Below are 15,854 nucleotides of genomic sequence, written 5' to 3' on the forward strand. Positions count from 1 at the left end.
ACACCGATCGGATTAACGGTGTGTGGGCGAGCCCCGCCGAGCGGCCGACCGGGCCGTCGCGCGGCCGCTCATCCTCAGACTGGCCGCTCACCCACCGGCTTATTGGCGCTCGCGTGGTCGGAGTGACAGACCGATGGTAGAAAACGCGTTTACCAGGCGGTTGGCGGACGTCAGCGGCGAGGACACTGACTCGGTCGGGGGCAAGAGCGCGAACCTCGGGGAGCTCGCCGACCTGGACGTGCCCGTCCTGCCGGGATTCACGACGACGGCCGCGGCCTACGACCACTACGTCGAAGGGACCGGCGTCGGCGAGGCGATCGAGGCGGAACTCGCCGACCTCGACGCCGACGACGTGGCGGACCTCCAGCGGCGCGGCGAAACCGTCCGCGATCTCATCTCCGAGGGGGAGATGCCCGCGGACCTAGCGTCCCGAATCCTCGAGCGCTACGAGGAGCTCGCGGACGAGCTCGGGATCGACGACCCCGAGGTGGCCGTCAGGAGTTCCGCGACCGCCGAGGACCTGCCGGAGGCCTCCTTCGCCGGACAGCAGGAGACGTTCCTGAACGTCGCCGGGCGGCGGGAACTGATCGACTCGATCAAACACTGCTTCGCATCGCTGTTTACCGACCGGGCGATCGCCTACCGCGAGAACAACGACTTCGATCACTTCGCGGTCAAACTCGCCGTCGGGGTCCAGAAGATGGGGCGGGCGGACCGCGCGTCGTCGGGCGTGCTCTTCACCCTGGACCCCGACACCGGCCTCGAGGACGTCGTCACGATCGAGGCGGCCTACGGGTTCGGGGAACCGATCGTCCAAGGGGTGGTCGATCCCGACAGGTACGTCGTCTTCAAACCGACGACCGGGATCGTCGAGAAAGCGGTCGGCGGGAAGGCCCAGCGCATGGTTCGTCGGAACGGCGGCACCAAGCTCGAGTCGGTCCCGGCGGAGGAACGCGAGGCGTTCGCACTCTCCGACGACCGGATCCGGGAGCTGGCGGAGTACGCGACCCGCATCGAGGAACACTTCGGGCGGCCCCAGGACATCGAGTGGCTCGTCGACGGCGAACTGGACGAGCTGTTCGTCGTGCAGGCACGGCCGGAGACCGTCCACGGGGCGGCCGCGGGGAACGTCCTTCGCACGTACGATCTCGCGGAGACGGCCGAGGAGGTGCTCGACGGGATCGCAATCGGAAACGCCATCTCGTCCGGGTCCGTCCGCGTCCTCTCGGATCTCCGGGAGATGGACCGGGTCGAGGACGGCGACGTGCTCGTCACCGAGATGACCGACCCGGACAGGGGGCCCGTGATGAAGCGATCGAGCGCCATCGTGACCGATCGCGGCGGCAAGACGTCCCACGCGGCGATCGTCTCGCGGGAGCTCGGGGTCCCCGCGGTCGTCCGCACCGGGAACGCGACCGAGGTCCTGTCGAACGGAACCGAGGTGACGGTCGACTGCTCGACCGACACCGGACGGGTCTTCGAGGGCGAGCTCGAGTACGACGTGACCGAGGAGGCGGTCGACGAGCTTCCCGAGACGGACGCCGACGTCAGGCTGATCCTCGGGGACCCCGGCCGGGCGTTCGCGCTCGCGAACCTCCCGGTCGACGGCGTCGGACTGGCGCGCGAGGAGTTCATCGTCACGTCCCACGTGGGCTATCACCCGCTCGAGTTGCTCGAGCGCGGCGAGGAAGAGCGGTTCGTCGACGCGTTGCGGACCGGCATCGCGAAGATCGGCGCCGCATTCTACCCCGACGACGTCGTCTTCCGGCTCAGCGACTTCAAGACCGACGAGTACCGGAACCTCGAGGGCGGGTGGAAGTACGAACCCGAGGAGGCCAACCCGATGCTCGGCTGGCGGGGCGCCGCCCGGTACTACGACGAGGCGTTCCGCGAGGCGTTCCGGCTGGAGTGCGAGGCGCTCCGGCAAGTTCGCGAGGAGGTGGGCCTCGAGAACGTGGTCGTGATGGTCCCGTTCTGTCGCACGCCCGCGGAGGGCGAGCGCGTCCTCGAGCTCCTGGCTGAGTTCGGCCTGCCGCCCGCGGAGCTCGACGTCTGGGTGATGGCCGAGCTGCCCGCGAACGTCGTGCTCGCGGACCGCTTCGCGGCGCTGTTCGACGGCTTCTCCGTCGGCTCGAACGACCTCACCCAGCTCACCCTCGGCGTCGACCGGAACTCGGAGAAACTCGCGCCGCTGTTCGACGAGAGCGACGAGGCGGTCACCCGAACGATCGAGTCGCTGATCGAGACAGCCCACGACCACGACCGGCCGGTCGGGATCTGCGGCGACGCGCCCTCGACGATTCCGGAGTACACCGAGTTCCTGCTCGAGGCCGGCATCGACTCGATCTCGGTCTCGCCGGACGTCGCCGTCGAGACGTTGCTGACGGTCGCCGAACACGAGCGGAACGGGTGACGGCCGGTCCGCCACCCGGGCGCTCCCCGTCGTCGATCCCGATGAAAGGTTTACCAATAGCGTCGTGGGAGTGAGACCACTCCAGGTTCGCATGAGCACTGACTTCGCAGCTCGGACACCGCGGACGAGAGCGTCGACGCCCGCACCGACGAGTCGGCGAACCGACGCCGGTGAATCGAACCCATGAAGGCCGTCGTCCTGGCCGGCGGGTACGCCACGCGGCTCTGGCCGATCACGCGCCACCGACCGAAGATGTTCCTCCCGCTGGGCGAACGAACCGTCATCGACCGCCTCTACACCGAACTCGAGGCGGCCGATCGGCTCGACACGGTCTACGTGAGCACGAACGAGCGGTTCGCCCCCGACTTCGAGGCGCACCTGGCCGATCGTCCCTACGAGAAACCGCAGCTGTCGATCGAGGAGACGCGCGAGGAGGGCGAGAAGTTCGGCGTCGTCGGCGCGCTCGAGGAGTTGATCGACCGCGAGGGAATCGACGACGACCTGCTGGTGATCGCGGGCGACAACGTCTTCGACTTCGCGATCGAGTCCTTCCTCGCGTTCTTCGACCGGCGGGACGCCCCGACGATCGCCGCCTACGACGTCGGCGAGCCCGAGCGGGCCGGCGGCTACGGCGTCGTCGAGTTGGAGGGCGACCGCGTCGTCGACTTCGTGGAAAAGCCCGACGATCCGCCCGGGACGCGCGTCTCGATCGGGTGCTACGCGTTCCCCCGCGAGACCCTCTCACTGCTCTCGACGTGCCTCGAGGCCGGGAACGACCCGGACGAGCCGGGGCGGTTCGTCGAGTGGCTCTACGACCGGGAACCGACGTACGCGTACGCGTTCGACGGGGCCTGGTTCGACGTCGGCACCAGGGAGAGCTACCTCGACGCCGTTTCCTGGCGCCTCGGCGGCGATTCGCTGGTCGCCGACTCGGCGTCCCTCGAGACCGTCGCCGTCGGGTCGAACGTCCACGTGATGGCGGAGGCGAGCCTCGTCGACGCCGAACTCGAGCGTGCGGTGATCTTCCCAGAGGTGACGCTCGCGGGAACGACCGTCCGGCGGTCGATCGTCGACGAGGGCGCCACGCTGGAGGGACTCGACCTCGCGGACGCGATGGTCGGCGCCCACACCCGGATTCCGGACGGTTCGCGGGAGTGACGACGCCGTGGCGGTCGCACCCGCAGTGAGCGAGTCGAGACGGCGCGAGGCCCGGGCGTCCCTATCACGGCGACTCGGCGGCGACCGGGACGCAGAACACCGGCACGTCGGCCTGGCCAACGACGTTTTCGGTGACGCTCCCGAGGAACCACTGCCCGACTCCGGTCTGGCCGTGGGTCCCCATGACGATCAGGTCGGCGCCGTAGTCGCTCGCGGCCGCGGTGATCGCCGTCACCGGATCGCCCGTCTCGACGGAGTCGGAGACGCCGACTGCGGCCTCCTCCGCGCGCTCCCGGACCGTTTCGATCGCCGCCTCGCCGCGACGCTCGAGTTCCTCGCGGAGGGCGTCCGGCTCCCGGCCGCCGGGGAACGGACTCGTGTCGACGGCGGACATCACGTGGACCATCGCGTCCAGGTGCGTCGCCAGGGCGATCCCCCAGTCGGTCGCGATCGCGGCGCCCTCGCTGCCGTCGGTCGGCAGGAGGAGCCGTTCGAACGTCACGCCCGCGGCGTCGGAGACCGGGGCGTTCGGGGGGACGGCGAGCACCGGCGTGCGCGCCGTCCGGAGCACGTTCTCGGTGACGCTCCCCAGGAGAATCCTGTCGATGCCGGTCCGACCCTTCGTTCCCATCGCGATGACGTCGATCTCCCGTCTGTGGGCGTACTCCCTGATCGACTGGAACGGCGTCCCCCGCTCGACAGCGGTCACGACTTCGGTGTCCGCGTCGGCAGCCTCGACCATGCTCGCGACCGCCTCGACCGCTTCCTCCGCGTCCGCCTCGAGCTCGGCCAGGACCGTTTCGGCGTCGGCCGGGACGTGTCGGGCGTCGACGATGGTGAGGACGTGTACGTCGGCACCGGTTCGCGACGCGAGCGCGATCCCGTACTTCGCGCCCGCGAGCGCCCCCTCGCTGCCGTCCGTCGGAATCAGTATCGACTCGATGAGCCGGCTCATAGTGGTCTACTCACCGTCACGGCGGATAATGGTGCAGGGCGGCCGACGACGAGGCGGGTTCCGTCAGCCCGGGCCGTCGCGATCGAGCACCTCGGCGAAGACCGCGAGCAGGTCGGCGAGCTGGCGGGGAAGCAAGAAGTGCTCGCGAACGTGTTCTCGCGCGTTCTCGCCGTACGTCGTTCGCCGGTCCTCGTCGTCGAGGAGGGCGACGATCCGGTCGGCGGCGCCGGCGACGTCATCCGGTTCGACGAGGTACCCAGTGTGGCCGTCTTCGATCTGCAGGGGGATCCCCCCGACGTTCGAGCCGACGACCGGCGTGCGCTTCCAGAGGGCCTCCGAGACGACGAGACCGAACCCCTCGCGAAGCGACTTCTGGACGACGACGTCGGACTCGCGCTGGAGGAGGTTCACCGTCACGTCCGGGCGATCGGTCAGCACGTGGACGTCCGGTTCGTCGACCGCTTCCCTGGCGACGCGCTCGTACAGCTCCACGCCCTCCGGATCGTCGCCGGCCATGCTCCCGACCAGCGCCAGCTGGAGGTCCGGAATCTCCTCGCGAGCGCGGCGGAACGCCTCGAGAGTGCCGAACTGGTCCTTCCACGGGTCGAAGCGCGAGATTTGCGTGACGAGCGGCGCGTCGAACGACAGCGGATCCAGCCGGTCGCGCTCGGCAGCCGCCGTCTCCGCGTCGAGCGAGCGGTTCTTCGCCGTCAGCGGATCGATCGACGGGTGGACCACGCTCTGGGCCGGGACGTCGATCTCCGCCCCGTAGGCCGACCGGCTGAAGATCGCGTTGTCGACCCGAGTCGCGTACTCCGAGACGAACGCGAGGTACTCGTCGGAGGGATCGGTGAGGTCGATGTGACAGCGCCAGACGATCGGGGCCCCGGGCATCGTTCGCTCGAGCCGGTCGATCATCCCGAGGGGCTGGGGATCGTGGATCACGACGAGGTCGTACGCGCCCTCCAGCTCGGCCGCGTTTCGCTCGGTCGTCTCGCGGTAGGTGGCTTTCATCTCCTCGGTCAGCGGCTCGGCGTCACCCTGGAGCCCGTTGTGGGTCGCCTTCGTCACTTCGAAGAAGTCGTCGTCGGCGTCCATGACGAGCCAGTCGGTGTCGACGCCGAGATCGATGCACACCGGAACGATCGAAGGGAGCAACTCGGCGACGCCGCCGCCGGTCGCGGTCGAGTTGACGTGGAGGACCCGGACGTCCGAAAGCGCCGCGGCGAGCGATCGGAGCCGGTCGAGTCGATCGGCTCCCGTCACGGGTGCGTACGCCTCGATCGATCGATCCGGGAGTGATGGAGCGTGCATCGTCCGTACCCGTCGGTACGACGACGACGGTGGTATCAGTTTGGGGTCGGTCGGATCCGTCTCGGCGAGCGCATCGTCCGACTGCGACGAGCCGTCAGTCCGCCACCGCGTGCGAATCGCGATGGCGGCGCGGTCCCGACGGCTCCGGGCCTCGGCTCACCGAACGATCGTGACCGAAACGGGGGACCGACGCGTTACCGCTTCCGCGACGCTTCCGAGCACCACCCTGGAGAGGCCGGAGCGCCCGGTGCTCCCCATCACGACGTGATCGGCGTCGTGGTCGTCGATGGCCTCGACGATCGTCCGCGGGGCGTTGCCTTCGACGAGTTCGGTCTCGACGGCACGCCCGTTCGCGGCCGCCAGCTCCCTCGCCTCCTCGAGAATCGCCTCCCCCTCAGCTCGCGCGAGTTCGTAGGGCGACACTTCCGGATCGGACGGGATTCGAGTGACCTGCACCACGTGCAAGACGACGACCCTGGCGTCCGGAAACAGCTCGAAGGCTTCGGCGAGCGCATCGTCCGACTGCGACGAGCCGTCGACGGGGACGAGGACGGTGGTTCCCATACGAAACGTTCGGCCAGAAGTGGCTTAGTACCCGGGCAGGACGGGGTCGCTCCCGGACCACCCGCGAGTTCACCGCGTTCGAAGCGATCACGCGTCGTCAGGATGGACAACGACGAGTTCGCGGTCGTCCCGACGAACGGACGGGGGTACGGCCCGTCGGGGCGATGGCGATTGGTCAATCGGTGGCTCCATACCCTTCTCGGCGTCCTCCTGGCTCTTGTCGTGTTTTTGACGTATCTCGTCACGCCGCCAGATACCCTCTTCTGAACGCCCCGTGGCTCCCGTTTTATACGCGCCGGCGGGGAAGCGCTAGTCCGACGCCCTAGACCCGCGTCGTTCGTACCGCCCCTCACCATGTCACAGTACGTTCTCAGCCCGCTCGACGGATCGGACTGCGAGTTCGCCGGGCCGGCGGACGGTTTCCCGTCGGTTCTTGCCGACGAAGTCACCGCGTTACACGTCGTCGATCTCATGTCAGGCCGCGTCGCACCCGTCGGATCGAGCGACCGCGACGCGGAGTGCGACGAGGGGATCCGTCCGACCCCAGCGGGCTGGAGGAAGGCACGGCCGAGACGATGGGTGAACCCGAAGCCAGGGGCGCTTCGGTTCGCGAGCGGTCCGGACGGGAACCGCCCACCGTGACTATCTCGGGTGTTTCGACACGCATGCGATGGGCATACGGCACGGGACGGTGTCGAATCTCGCGCGACGTCGATGCGCAGAACCGAATCGCAATCCGACGAATTCGCTCGGGCGTGAGCGACTGCACCCGGCAAGGTGACGACGATGAGTGAGGCGATCACGGCAGAGTCCGACGACTGGTACGCCGCGCCCGTCGAGGACGTTTACGACGCGCACGAAACCGACGGACGGGGGCTTTCGAGCGACGACGCCGAATCCCGTCTGGAGGAGTACGGGCCGAATCGCCTCCCCCGGGCGGCCCGCACGCCGGCCTGGCGGATCGTCGCCCGACAGTTCAAAGATCCGCTCATCTACGTTCTCATCGTCGCGGGCGTCGTCTCGCTCGCCATCGGCGAACAGTTAGACGCCGCGTTCATCACGGCGGTCCTGGCGATCAACGCGGTCATCGGCAGCCTCCAGGAGTGGCAGGCCGAGAAGAGCACTCGAGCGCTGCAGGAACTGATCGAGGAGCGCGCGACCGTCGTCCGCGACGGGGAAACGCGCGATATCGACAGCGACGCGGTCGTCCCGGGTGACGTCGTGCGCCTGGAGTCGGGCGACCGGGTTCCCGCCGACGTTCGCCTGACCGCGACCGCCGACCTCAGGATCGACGAGGCGCCGCTTACGGGGGAATCCGAGCCCGTGGCGAAGGACGAGAACTGGGAAGCGACGGCGGAGACGTCGCTCGGCGACCGGCGCAACATGGCGTACGCGGGGACGAGCGTGGCACGGGGACGGGGGACAGGGGTCGTCGTCGACACCGGGACGAACACGAAGATCGGCCAACTGGCGGCGGACGTGACCACCCTCGAGGGCGAGCGACCCCCGCTCGTGACGCGGATGGAGCGATTCACGCGCGTGATCGGCGTCGCGGTCCTCGTCGCGGCGGCGCTCATCGCGGTGTTGGGAGTCGTGGTCCACGAGTACGACGTGCTCGTGATGTTCCTGTTCGCGGTCGCCCTGGCGGTCTCGGCGATCCCCGAAGGGCTTCCCGTCGGCATGACCGTCGCGCTGGGGGTCGCCAGCCGTCGGATGGCAGACGTCGGCGTCATCGTCCGACAGATGGTCGCGGTCGAAGGGCTCGGGAGCTGTACCATGATCGCGTCGGACAAGACGGGCACGCTCACCGCCAACGAACTCACCGTCACGCAGATTCGACTGGCCGACGGGACCACATACGACGTAACCGGGGAGGGGTACGAACCGGACGGGACCGTCCGCGAGAACGGCGAGGAGGTCGACGTCGAGGCCCACGACCACCTCGATCGAATCGCACGAGCGGCGGTTCTCTGTAACGAGGGAACGCTCGCTCTGCGGAACGACGAGTGGTCCTGGCGCGGCGATCCGACCGACATCGCGTTGCTCTCCCTGGGTCGCAAGCTCGGGTGGACGAGTGCCGAAGCGCGCGAGGAGTACCCTCAGGTCGGGGAGATCCCCTTCGAATCCGAGCAGCGGTACGCGGCCACGTTCCACCGGGCGGACGAGACGGTCCGGCTGTTCGTCAAGGGAGCCCCGGAACGCGTCCTGGAGATGTGCGAAGACGCGCGTCCGGACGCCTCGCTGACGGCTCTCGAAGCCGAAGCGGAGGCGATGGCGAAGGAGGGGTACCGCGTCCTCGCGGTCGCCGAACGGACGCTCGAGGAACGAGTCGATACCGAGGGACCGCCCGACGAGCCCGACGAGCTCACGTTCCTGGGGTTTCTCGGTCTTATGGACCCGCTCCGGTCGGGGGCCGAGGAGGCGGTCGCGGACGCGCGCAAAGCTGGTGTCACCGTCACGATGATCACCGGCGACCATCCCGAGACGGCCCTGACGATCGCCCGGGAACTCGGGCTGGCCGAGGAGCGAGACGACGTGATAACGGGCGCGGAACTGGCCGACGTCTCGGGCGGTGAACTGCAGGAGATACTCGAGGACACGCGGGTGTTCGCGCGGGTTTCCCCGTCGCAGAAACTCGCCATCGTCGAGGCGGCCGGCGACGCCGGCCACTACGTCGCCGTCACCGGCGACGGCGTCAACGACGCGCCGGCGCTGCGGCAGGCGAACATCGGCATCGCGATGGGGCAGATGGGAACCGACGTCGCCCGCGACGAATCGGAGCTCGTCCTCAGCGACGACAATTTCGTCTCGATCGTCGACGGGATCAGGGAGGGGCGGATCGCGTACGACAACATCCGGAAGATCGTCTACTTGCTGGTGTCGACCGGGGCGGCCGAGGTCGTCCTCATCATGCTGGCGATCCTCGCCGGATTGCCCCTCCCGCTGACGCCCGTGCAGATCCTCTGGCTCAACCTCGTCACGAACGGCATCCAGGACGTCGCGCTGGCGTTCGAACCCGAAGAGAACGACGTCCTGGACAGGCCGCCCCGCTCGCCGACGGAGCGGGTCTTCGATCGCCTCATGGTCGAACGGACGGTCATCGGGGCGCTCGTCATGGGACCACTCGCGTTCGTGGTATTCGTCTGGTTGCTCGGTGCGGGGCTCCCCGAGACGGCCGCCCGCAACCACATCCTGTTGTTGATGGTGATGTTCGAGATCGTCAACGTCGGCAACGCCCGCTCGGAGACCGTCTCGCTGTTCCGACTCTCGCCGCTTGCGAGCCCGATCCTCCTGACGGGGACGATCATCGCCTTCCTCGTCCACGTGGCCGCGATGCATCTCGAACCCCTCCGATCGCTCCTCGAAGCGGCGCCAGTTTCGCCGGGCGTCTGGCTCGGTCTGGCCGCCGTCGCACTCGCCGTCGCGGCCGCCATCGAGCTTCACAAGGTGTGGTGGAGTCGTCGGTCCCAACGGGCGGTATGAGGCCGACCCCGGGCTCGCCCGTCGACACTTCCGTCCCCGAAATCCGTCGTCGCGCCGTCGGTCCCGGGTTCGCGTTTTATAGGAGTCCGGCCGCGACGACACGGTGACCGTTGAGACGACCAAATCGCCGGCCGATCGCCACGAAGCGCGGTGAGGAGCTCCTCGACTGCGCCGACGAGCGCGCGGACGACCCGAACGGATCCGCAAAGCGGTCGTACCAGCCGCTGGTCCGATCGTACCAGTCGCGTGCGGCGGCCTTCGATCGGGGGAACGCGAGCGATCGACCCCGGTGGCGATTCGGTCGTCATCGCGAACGGGTGTTATCCGGACAGGGTTCGGTCGTCGGCGGTTCGATCAGGGTGGTCCGCCCCATACCGGACCGTCGACCAGGGCGGATGCGATTCGCAGGCCACGTCACCTGACGACCGTCACCGGGACGGGCGCCCGGCGGACGACCGTCTCGGCGACGCTCCCGAGGAGCACCCGCGATGCGCCGTCCCGGCCGTGGCTTCCCACAAGAATGTGGTCGACGGCGCGATCGTCGGCGCACGCGACGATCTCTCGCGACGGGCGACCGATCCTGACCGCGGTGTCGACGTCGCCCTCGAACGGTCGGTCCGCGACCAGCCGTTCGAGCATCCCGTGGCGTCGCTCCCGCAGGGCGTCGTAATCTTGTCCCCGCTGTTCAAGGTGAATCTCGGGCGGTCCCCCCTCGAACACGTACAGGAGCGTGATCGACGCATCCGGGAAGGCTTCGAGGGCGTAGTCGAGCGCCCGTTCTGACTGTTCCGAACCGTCGACGGGGACGAGGACGGATTTCGTCATCTGCGAGAGCCGTCCCTCCGCGGCGGACAGTCGATTCGTGCGCGAACGGACGGTTGGCCCGGTGCTCTCGCTCGCTCGTGGGCGCGCTCAGCCATGGTGATCCGAACACCGTCTACGCCTGCGAGGGAGTAAAGGTTCGATGCCGGCCCCAGCGAGTGTCAGGAAGACTGACGAGCCGCGATCGAGTTCGAGCGCTGCGCAGAGACCGCCACGGGAGGAGCGGCGCCGCGGATTCGACCGTCCCGCCGGGGGCGTTTCTCGGCGATCGGCACCGCGCCATCGCCCATGGGAACCGTTCTCGTCATCGAAGTCGACCCAGGCGCCCACCCCGCCGGCGTCGACGGCAGTTCTGCCGATGAACGTATGTGGCAGACGGTCGTAGCACCTCGCATGGCACTGATTGAGGACCTCCGGGACGATCCGGAACGCATCACCTCGCTCATTGAGCACACGAACGTCGATCCGGCCGCGACCGACGCCGAGATCCGCGAGCTCTGTGCGGAGGTTCGCGAGTACGACTTCCGATCGGCAGTCGTGGTACCGTACCACGCGAGGTTGGCCGACGAACTGCTCGGCGATCACGCGAACGTCGTGGTCGTCGTCGGCTTTCCGTACGGGATCCAGAACCCGGCGGCGAAACGCGCCGAGGTCGAGGCGTTGCAGGAGTACGCCGACGAATTCGACATGGTGATGAACCGAACAGCGTTCGCCACCGACGATCACGAAACCGTCGTCGAGGACGTCGCGGCCGTCAACGACGCGGTCGGGGGAAAGCCGTTGAAGTGCATCATCGAGTCGCCGGCACTGTCGGCGGCGGAGATCCGCCGTGCGGCGGAACTGGTCGAGCGGGGCGGCGCCGACATCGTCAAGACGGCCGTCGGCTACGACGGGGCGACGAATCCGGCGGAAGTCCGTGCCATCCGGGAGTCGGTCTCCGACGAGACGGGTGTCAAGGCCTCAGGCGGGATCAGCGACTTCGAAGCGGCCCTGGAGATGGTCGAGGCGGGGGCAACTCATCTCGGCGCGTCGTCGGGCGTCGACATCGTCGACTCGATCGAGTAGGCACCTACTCGATCTCGAGCACTTCGACGTCGAACGTCGGCGACTGGCCCGCCCGCTTGGAGTCGACGTCCACCGGTACAGACGCCTCGTCGACGGGCGCGACCTCGCCCAACGATCCGGTCGCCGCATGAATTTCCCGGGCGGTTCGCGACGGTTTCGTCGGTGTCGGCGTCTTCGAGGGCGACGAGCGCCGTCACGCAGAGTTCTCGACATCGACTCCTGGTGGACGGCTGTGACGTCCCCGTCGAGGTCGGTCGGTTCAGTCTTCGGGAGGGTGACCGTCAGGACGCCGTTTCGGCACGTGGCCTCGACGGCGTCCTCGTCGACCTCGACCGGCAATCGGACCGACCGTCGAATTGTCCGGTGGGTGCGCTCGCTCCGGAGGTACTGCTCCTCGTCATCCCGCTCCTCCCGTTCGCGTTCGGCGGTGACGTGGATCGTCCGGTCCGCGAGGCGAACGTCGATGTCCTCGCGATCGAACCCCGAGACGTCCGCCGTCAGGACGAACTGGTCCTCGCGGTCTGCCAGATCGATTCCCATGCCGGTCGTCGAGCGCATCTCCCACGCCTCGCCGAAATCCTGGCCGTTCCACCGGTCGACCAGTTCCTCGAACTGTCGTCGCATGTGTTCGAACTGTTCCTCGAGCGCCCTGAACGGATTCGAATCCGTGCGCATGACGTATCCGGGACGATGTCCCGGCAGGGACTCCACCGACCCAGTTTGTAATACGTTTACACACCACTGGTCCGTCGACGGGAGACCCGCCCGCACGGTGGCGAATTCGACCAGACAGCCCGCGTAACTGTTCCACACGCCGGGAAGAGTCACCGGGATTGACGATGCTGGTCGTCGCTGATTCTCGTATGAACTTCGACGAGTTCACCGGCGAGGTCCAGCACCGACTCGAGTTCCCGGACACCGGTCGGACCGTCCGGGCCATCCGGGCGACCCTCATGCCCCTCGGACAGCGGATCCCTGCGGGGAACGCCGAGGATCTCGCGGCGAACCTGCCCCTCGAGATCAAGTGGTACATGACCGGCGCCGTCGCCGACCACGGCCAGCGCTTCGACTGGAGCGAGTACCTCTCCCGCGTCAGCGAGATCGAGGGCGAGGGCGTCGAGGACGCCGAGGCCGTCTACCACGCCCGTGTCATCGTCGACCTGGTGGCCGAAATCGTGCCCGCTTCGGACTTCCGGCAGCTTCGCGACCAGCTCCCCGAGAGCCAGCACGACCAGAACTGGCGGAAGCTCTTCGAAATCGTCGACGCCGGCGGCTGGGACGAGACCGCCGGACGCGGCGATACCGGCGGGACGGGCCCGGAAGACCAGGCGCCGGTCGAAGAGGAGTGATCCGAAGCCGAGTCACAGCGCCACGAAGGCGAGGATACCAACCGCGGCGACGGCCGCCAGCGGGCCGGCGATCTTCGACCGGAGACGACTACTGACGAACTCGATCAGCGCGATTTTCGAGGTCACGCTCGCGACGATGCCCAGCAGGACCATGCCCGCGACGCGGTCGACGCCGACCGACCCGCCGGTCAGCACCGTCGCGGCGGTCACCGAGACGGCGGCCGAAGAGACGAGTCCGCCGGCGAAGGCCGTCGCGTACAGACCGAAATCGCTGAGGAATTCCTGCGAGAGGACGGAGACGAGCAGGATGGCGACGTAGGCGACGGCGAACTTGGCCGCCGCGGCCAGCGAGAGCGGGGAACCGAAGTCGATGTCGAAGTCGTCCCTGATGTCGCCGAAGCACCACCGGTAACCGGCGAGCGCGAGCGCGACGGTCACCATCGCGACCGTCGGCAGCCAGAGGGTTCTGAGCATCCCGACCGCGAGGACGACGGCGATCCCGACGTTCCTGACGATCATCGTCGTGGTGGCCAGCAACACCGCCGCCGATGCCGCGTCGTCCGCATCCGCGGACTGCGTCGCGAACCGGGCGAGGACGCCGGCCGCCGCGAACGAGTTCGCTCCGCCGGCGAGGAGGCCGGTGAGGGCTAGCCCCCGCGAGCCGCCGAACTGGCGCATCGAGACGTAGGACGCGAACTGGATCGCAAGCACGAAAATCGTAAACAGCAGCACTTCCCGGAGAGAGACGACGCCGTACGGGTCGACGGGTTCGGCCGGAAGCACGGGGTACAGGATGAACACCAGGGCCGCGAGTTTGAGCGAGTCGAGGAGTTCGTGATCGGAGATGGCCCCGACGTATCGGTGTAGCCGATCTCGCTCCGCCAGGAGCGCGACCAGCAGGATAGCGATGGACGTGGACTCGAAGAACGCGCCGTACCCGACGAGGAGGCCGAGGAGCGCGACGATGAAGACGGTGACAGATGTGGTGAGGCCGACATTGGCGTGGTCCAGCGAGAATCGAATGTACGCGACGAGGACGGCGATGACAGCGGCTAGGGCCAGGTAGACGCCGACGACGGCCGCCTGGCCCGCCCGGTCGCCGACGTAAACCACGATCGGGCCGGCCCCGCAGAGAAACGCCATCGTCCGCAGTCCCGCGTACTTCCGCCTCGGGAGCCGCTCGCGTTCCAGACCGATCAGCCCGCCCGTGGCTATCGCGACGAGCACCCGGATCAGCAAGTCCGGCACGGCGAGAGCATCTAGCATCGGTGATTCGAGCGTCCGGTCGGCAGCAGGCCCTCACCGAGGTGTGCCAGCGAACTCGCCGCTGAAACGCACCGCCCACGACCTGGAGAGACACCCGTCCCAGCTGTAATCGGTCCGCAGGACGCCGCGTTTGATCGGCCAGGCATACGGCCCAGTACACCGCCGACACCCTAAACGTCCCCCGCCGGTGCACCGCGTGCAGATCGGAATCGTCGACCGCCGTGGCTCCGCCGTCGCCCGGAAGGGACGAGGTTGTAGCAACTGATCCGATCAGCGACGGGGAGCACGGGGTTGGATCGCGGGGAACCCGATCCATGCAGTGAAAAAGAGCCCAGAGTATCAACTATCCCCCGGCCGATGGACAGCGTATGACGCGTTTCTATCGTCTCGCCCGGACGCAGTGGTCCGCCATCGGCCTCGTGACGCTGATCCTCGTTTGCGGATCGCTCTTCCCCCTCCCGTTCCGGCGCCGCCCGGAATTCGAGCGGTTCGGACCGGACAAGGTCCTTCACTTCCTCGGATATGCGGCCTTCGCAGTGCTGCTCACGGACGCGCTTACCGACGAGGGACTGGATTTCGCCCCGGCCGGGATCGTGTCGGTCTGTAGTTCCGCCGCGATCGCAGTCTGGACCGGCCGTCTCCAGCGGTACGTTCCGGGACGGGCCCACGAACGAGCGGACGTCGTCGCCGGAATCCTCGGGGCCTGTGGTGGCGTCCTGTGGCGATTCGCCACCGCAGACTCGCGCATCGGCGGCGGCGAGCGCGGATCCAACGGACAGGAATCCGCTCGATCGGCTGTCGACGCGCGGCGCGACCGAGAGCTCCCTCGGTGTCCGAGGCGTCGCGAGGCGAACCGGCGCGGGTAAACGCGAGCCGGGACGTTCCCGGTTGCGGGTCCGATCTGGCCGACGGGCGGCACGCGTTTCAAGCGCGTCGTCGCCGTACGTACACGAATGGACGACATCGAGTACGGGTACACGGTCGGGATAGACACCGAGGCAATCGAACGACGGCTCGCGGCACACGAGATCGGGGTACTGGCGCTCGCTGGCGGCGGGTCCGCGTACGCGATCCCAGGGGGTATCGGAACGACGGTCGGTCGCTGTGCATCCGGCTACCGGAGGACGGATCGAGCACGAAGATGGACTACGTCGAGTCGACGAGCGCCGCCACCCTCTGTCTCTACAGCGACGGCTCGGGAACGGCCAGCTGAAGCGTGCTCGCCCGCGGACCCTTGCGGAAGCTCGACGAGTCCGAACGGGTGGCGTTCGACGCGACGGCGATGAACGAGTCGTTCCCCGGCTGTACGTCTTCGACCAGGATCCCGAGGCGATCGACCTCGACCGTTACGAACTGGAGCTGGAATCGCCCACCGGCCGGTAGATGTCGGAGTGAGTCCCCGCAGCTTGACGCCACGCGGCGGACGGGCCGATCCGTCGGGGTTGGTCGGAGACCTGCGACGGAC

Annotated in this window: 14 protein-coding genes and 1 pseudogene; 8 read left to right on the plus strand and 7 right to left on the minus strand. The window is 68.1% G+C overall.

Going from position 1 to position 15,854, the window contains the following annotated elements:
* Positions 1-133 precede the first annotated feature (133 nt).
* Positions 134-2,413 carry a pyruvate, water dikinase gene (ppsA, locus tag HALRU_RS14380; protein ID WP_015302117.1) on the plus strand — a complete coding sequence of 760 codons (2,280 nt, stop codon included), beginning with the start codon at positions 134-136 and terminating at the stop codon, positions 2,411-2,413.
* A 183-nt stretch (positions 2,414-2,596) separates the two neighbouring features.
* Positions 2,597-3,571, plus strand: a complete 975-nt coding sequence (locus tag HALRU_RS14385; protein ID WP_015302118.1) for a nucleotidyltransferase family protein — start codon at positions 2,597-2,599, stop codon at positions 3,569-3,571.
* A 64-nt stretch (positions 3,572-3,635) separates the two neighbouring features.
* Here the strand turns inward: HALRU_RS14385 and HALRU_RS14390 are convergent, their stop codons facing one another.
* The 3 genes from HALRU_RS14390 to HALRU_RS14400 form a co-directional block, all read right to left on the minus strand.
* Positions 3,636-4,526 carry a universal stress protein gene (locus tag HALRU_RS14390; protein ID WP_015302119.1) on the minus strand — a complete coding sequence of 297 codons (891 nt, stop codon included), beginning with the start codon at positions 4,524-4,526 and terminating at the stop codon, positions 3,636-3,638.
* A gap of 63 nt (positions 4,527-4,589) precedes the next feature.
* Positions 4,590-5,840 (minus strand): glycosyltransferase, encoded by a 1,251-nt coding sequence (locus HALRU_RS14395; protein ID WP_015302120.1) that lies wholly within the window; start codon positions 5,838-5,840, stop codon positions 4,590-4,592.
* 156 nt (positions 5,841-5,996) lie between these two features.
* On the minus strand, positions 5,997-6,404 hold the full coding sequence (locus HALRU_RS14400; protein WP_015302121.1) for a universal stress protein: 408 nt from the start codon (positions 6,402-6,404) through the stop codon (positions 5,997-5,999).
* A 102-nt stretch (positions 6,405-6,506) separates the two neighbouring features.
* Between HALRU_RS14400 and HALRU_RS15795 the strand changes: the two genes are divergently transcribed.
* The 3 genes from HALRU_RS15795 (at position 6,507) to HALRU_RS14410 (ending at position 9,887) form a co-directional block, all read left to right on the plus strand.
* Positions 6,507-6,671 carry a hypothetical protein gene (locus HALRU_RS15795; RefSeq protein WP_171814995.1) on the plus strand — a complete coding sequence of 55 codons (165 nt, stop codon included), beginning with the start codon at positions 6,507-6,509 and terminating at the stop codon, positions 6,669-6,671.
* 87 nt (positions 6,672-6,758) lie between these two features.
* On the plus strand, positions 6,759-7,046 hold the full coding sequence (locus HALRU_RS14405; RefSeq protein ID WP_015302122.1) for a hypothetical protein: 288 nt from the start codon (positions 6,759-6,761) through the stop codon (positions 7,044-7,046).
* Positions 7,047-7,190: 144 nt separating this feature from the next.
* The gene (locus tag HALRU_RS14410; RefSeq protein ID WP_015302123.1) at positions 7,191-9,887 is read left to right on the plus strand and encodes a cation-translocating P-type ATPase; all 2,697 of its coding nucleotides are present in this window, start codon (positions 7,191-7,193) and stop codon (positions 9,885-9,887) included.
* Positions 9,888-10,301: 414 nt separating this feature from the next.
* Here HALRU_RS14410 and HALRU_RS14415 read toward each other — a convergent pair whose 3' ends face one another.
* Positions 10,302-10,712 carry a universal stress protein gene (locus HALRU_RS14415; RefSeq protein WP_015302124.1) on the minus strand — a complete coding sequence of 137 codons (411 nt, stop codon included), beginning with the start codon at positions 10,710-10,712 and terminating at the stop codon, positions 10,302-10,304.
* Positions 10,713-11,102: 390 nt separating this feature from the next.
* Here HALRU_RS14415 and deoC point away from each other — a divergent pair, with 390 nt between their 5' ends.
* Positions 11,103-11,774, plus strand: coding sequence for a deoxyribose-phosphate aldolase (gene deoC, locus HALRU_RS14420; RefSeq protein WP_148680553.1), 672 nt, complete (start codon positions 11,103-11,105; stop codon positions 11,772-11,774).
* Between the two features lie 312 nt (positions 11,775-12,086).
* Here deoC and HALRU_RS16195 read toward each other — a convergent pair.
* A pseudogene (locus HALRU_RS16195) lies at positions 12,087-12,449 on the minus strand (Hsp20/alpha crystallin family protein); the annotation flags it as partial.
* Between the two features lie 188 nt (positions 12,450-12,637).
* Between HALRU_RS16195 and HALRU_RS14430 the strand changes: the two are divergent.
* Positions 12,638-13,123: a DUF2267 domain-containing protein gene (locus HALRU_RS14430; protein ID WP_015302126.1), complete on the plus strand. Its 486-nt coding sequence runs from the start codon at positions 12,638-12,640 to the stop codon at positions 13,121-13,123.
* 12 nt (positions 13,124-13,135) lie between these two features.
* Here HALRU_RS14430 and HALRU_RS14435 read toward each other — a convergent pair whose 3' ends face one another.
* On the minus strand, positions 13,136-14,389 hold the full coding sequence (locus tag HALRU_RS14435; RefSeq protein WP_015302127.1) for an MgtC/SapB family protein: 1,254 nt from the start codon (positions 14,387-14,389) through the stop codon (positions 13,136-13,138).
* Between the two features lie 368 nt (positions 14,390-14,757).
* On the opposite strand from HALRU_RS14435, the gene HALRU_RS14440 reads away from it, so the two are divergent.
* Positions 14,758-15,255: a VanZ family protein gene (locus tag HALRU_RS14440; RefSeq protein WP_015302128.1), complete on the plus strand. Its 498-nt coding sequence runs from the start codon at positions 14,758-14,760 to the stop codon at positions 15,253-15,255.
* 316 nt (positions 15,256-15,571) lie between these two features.
* On the opposite strand, the gene HALRU_RS15800 is transcribed toward HALRU_RS14440, so the two are convergent.
* On the minus strand, positions 15,572-15,805 hold the full coding sequence (locus tag HALRU_RS15800; protein WP_171814996.1) for a hypothetical protein: 234 nt from the start codon (positions 15,803-15,805) through the stop codon (positions 15,572-15,574).
* Positions 15,806-15,854: the final 49 nt, after the last annotated feature.

Origin of the sequence: Halovivax ruber XH-70 (assembly GCF_000328525.1) — an archaeon.
Classification (GTDB): domain Archaea; phylum Halobacteriota; class Halobacteria; order Halobacteriales; family Natrialbaceae; genus Halovivax; species Halovivax ruber.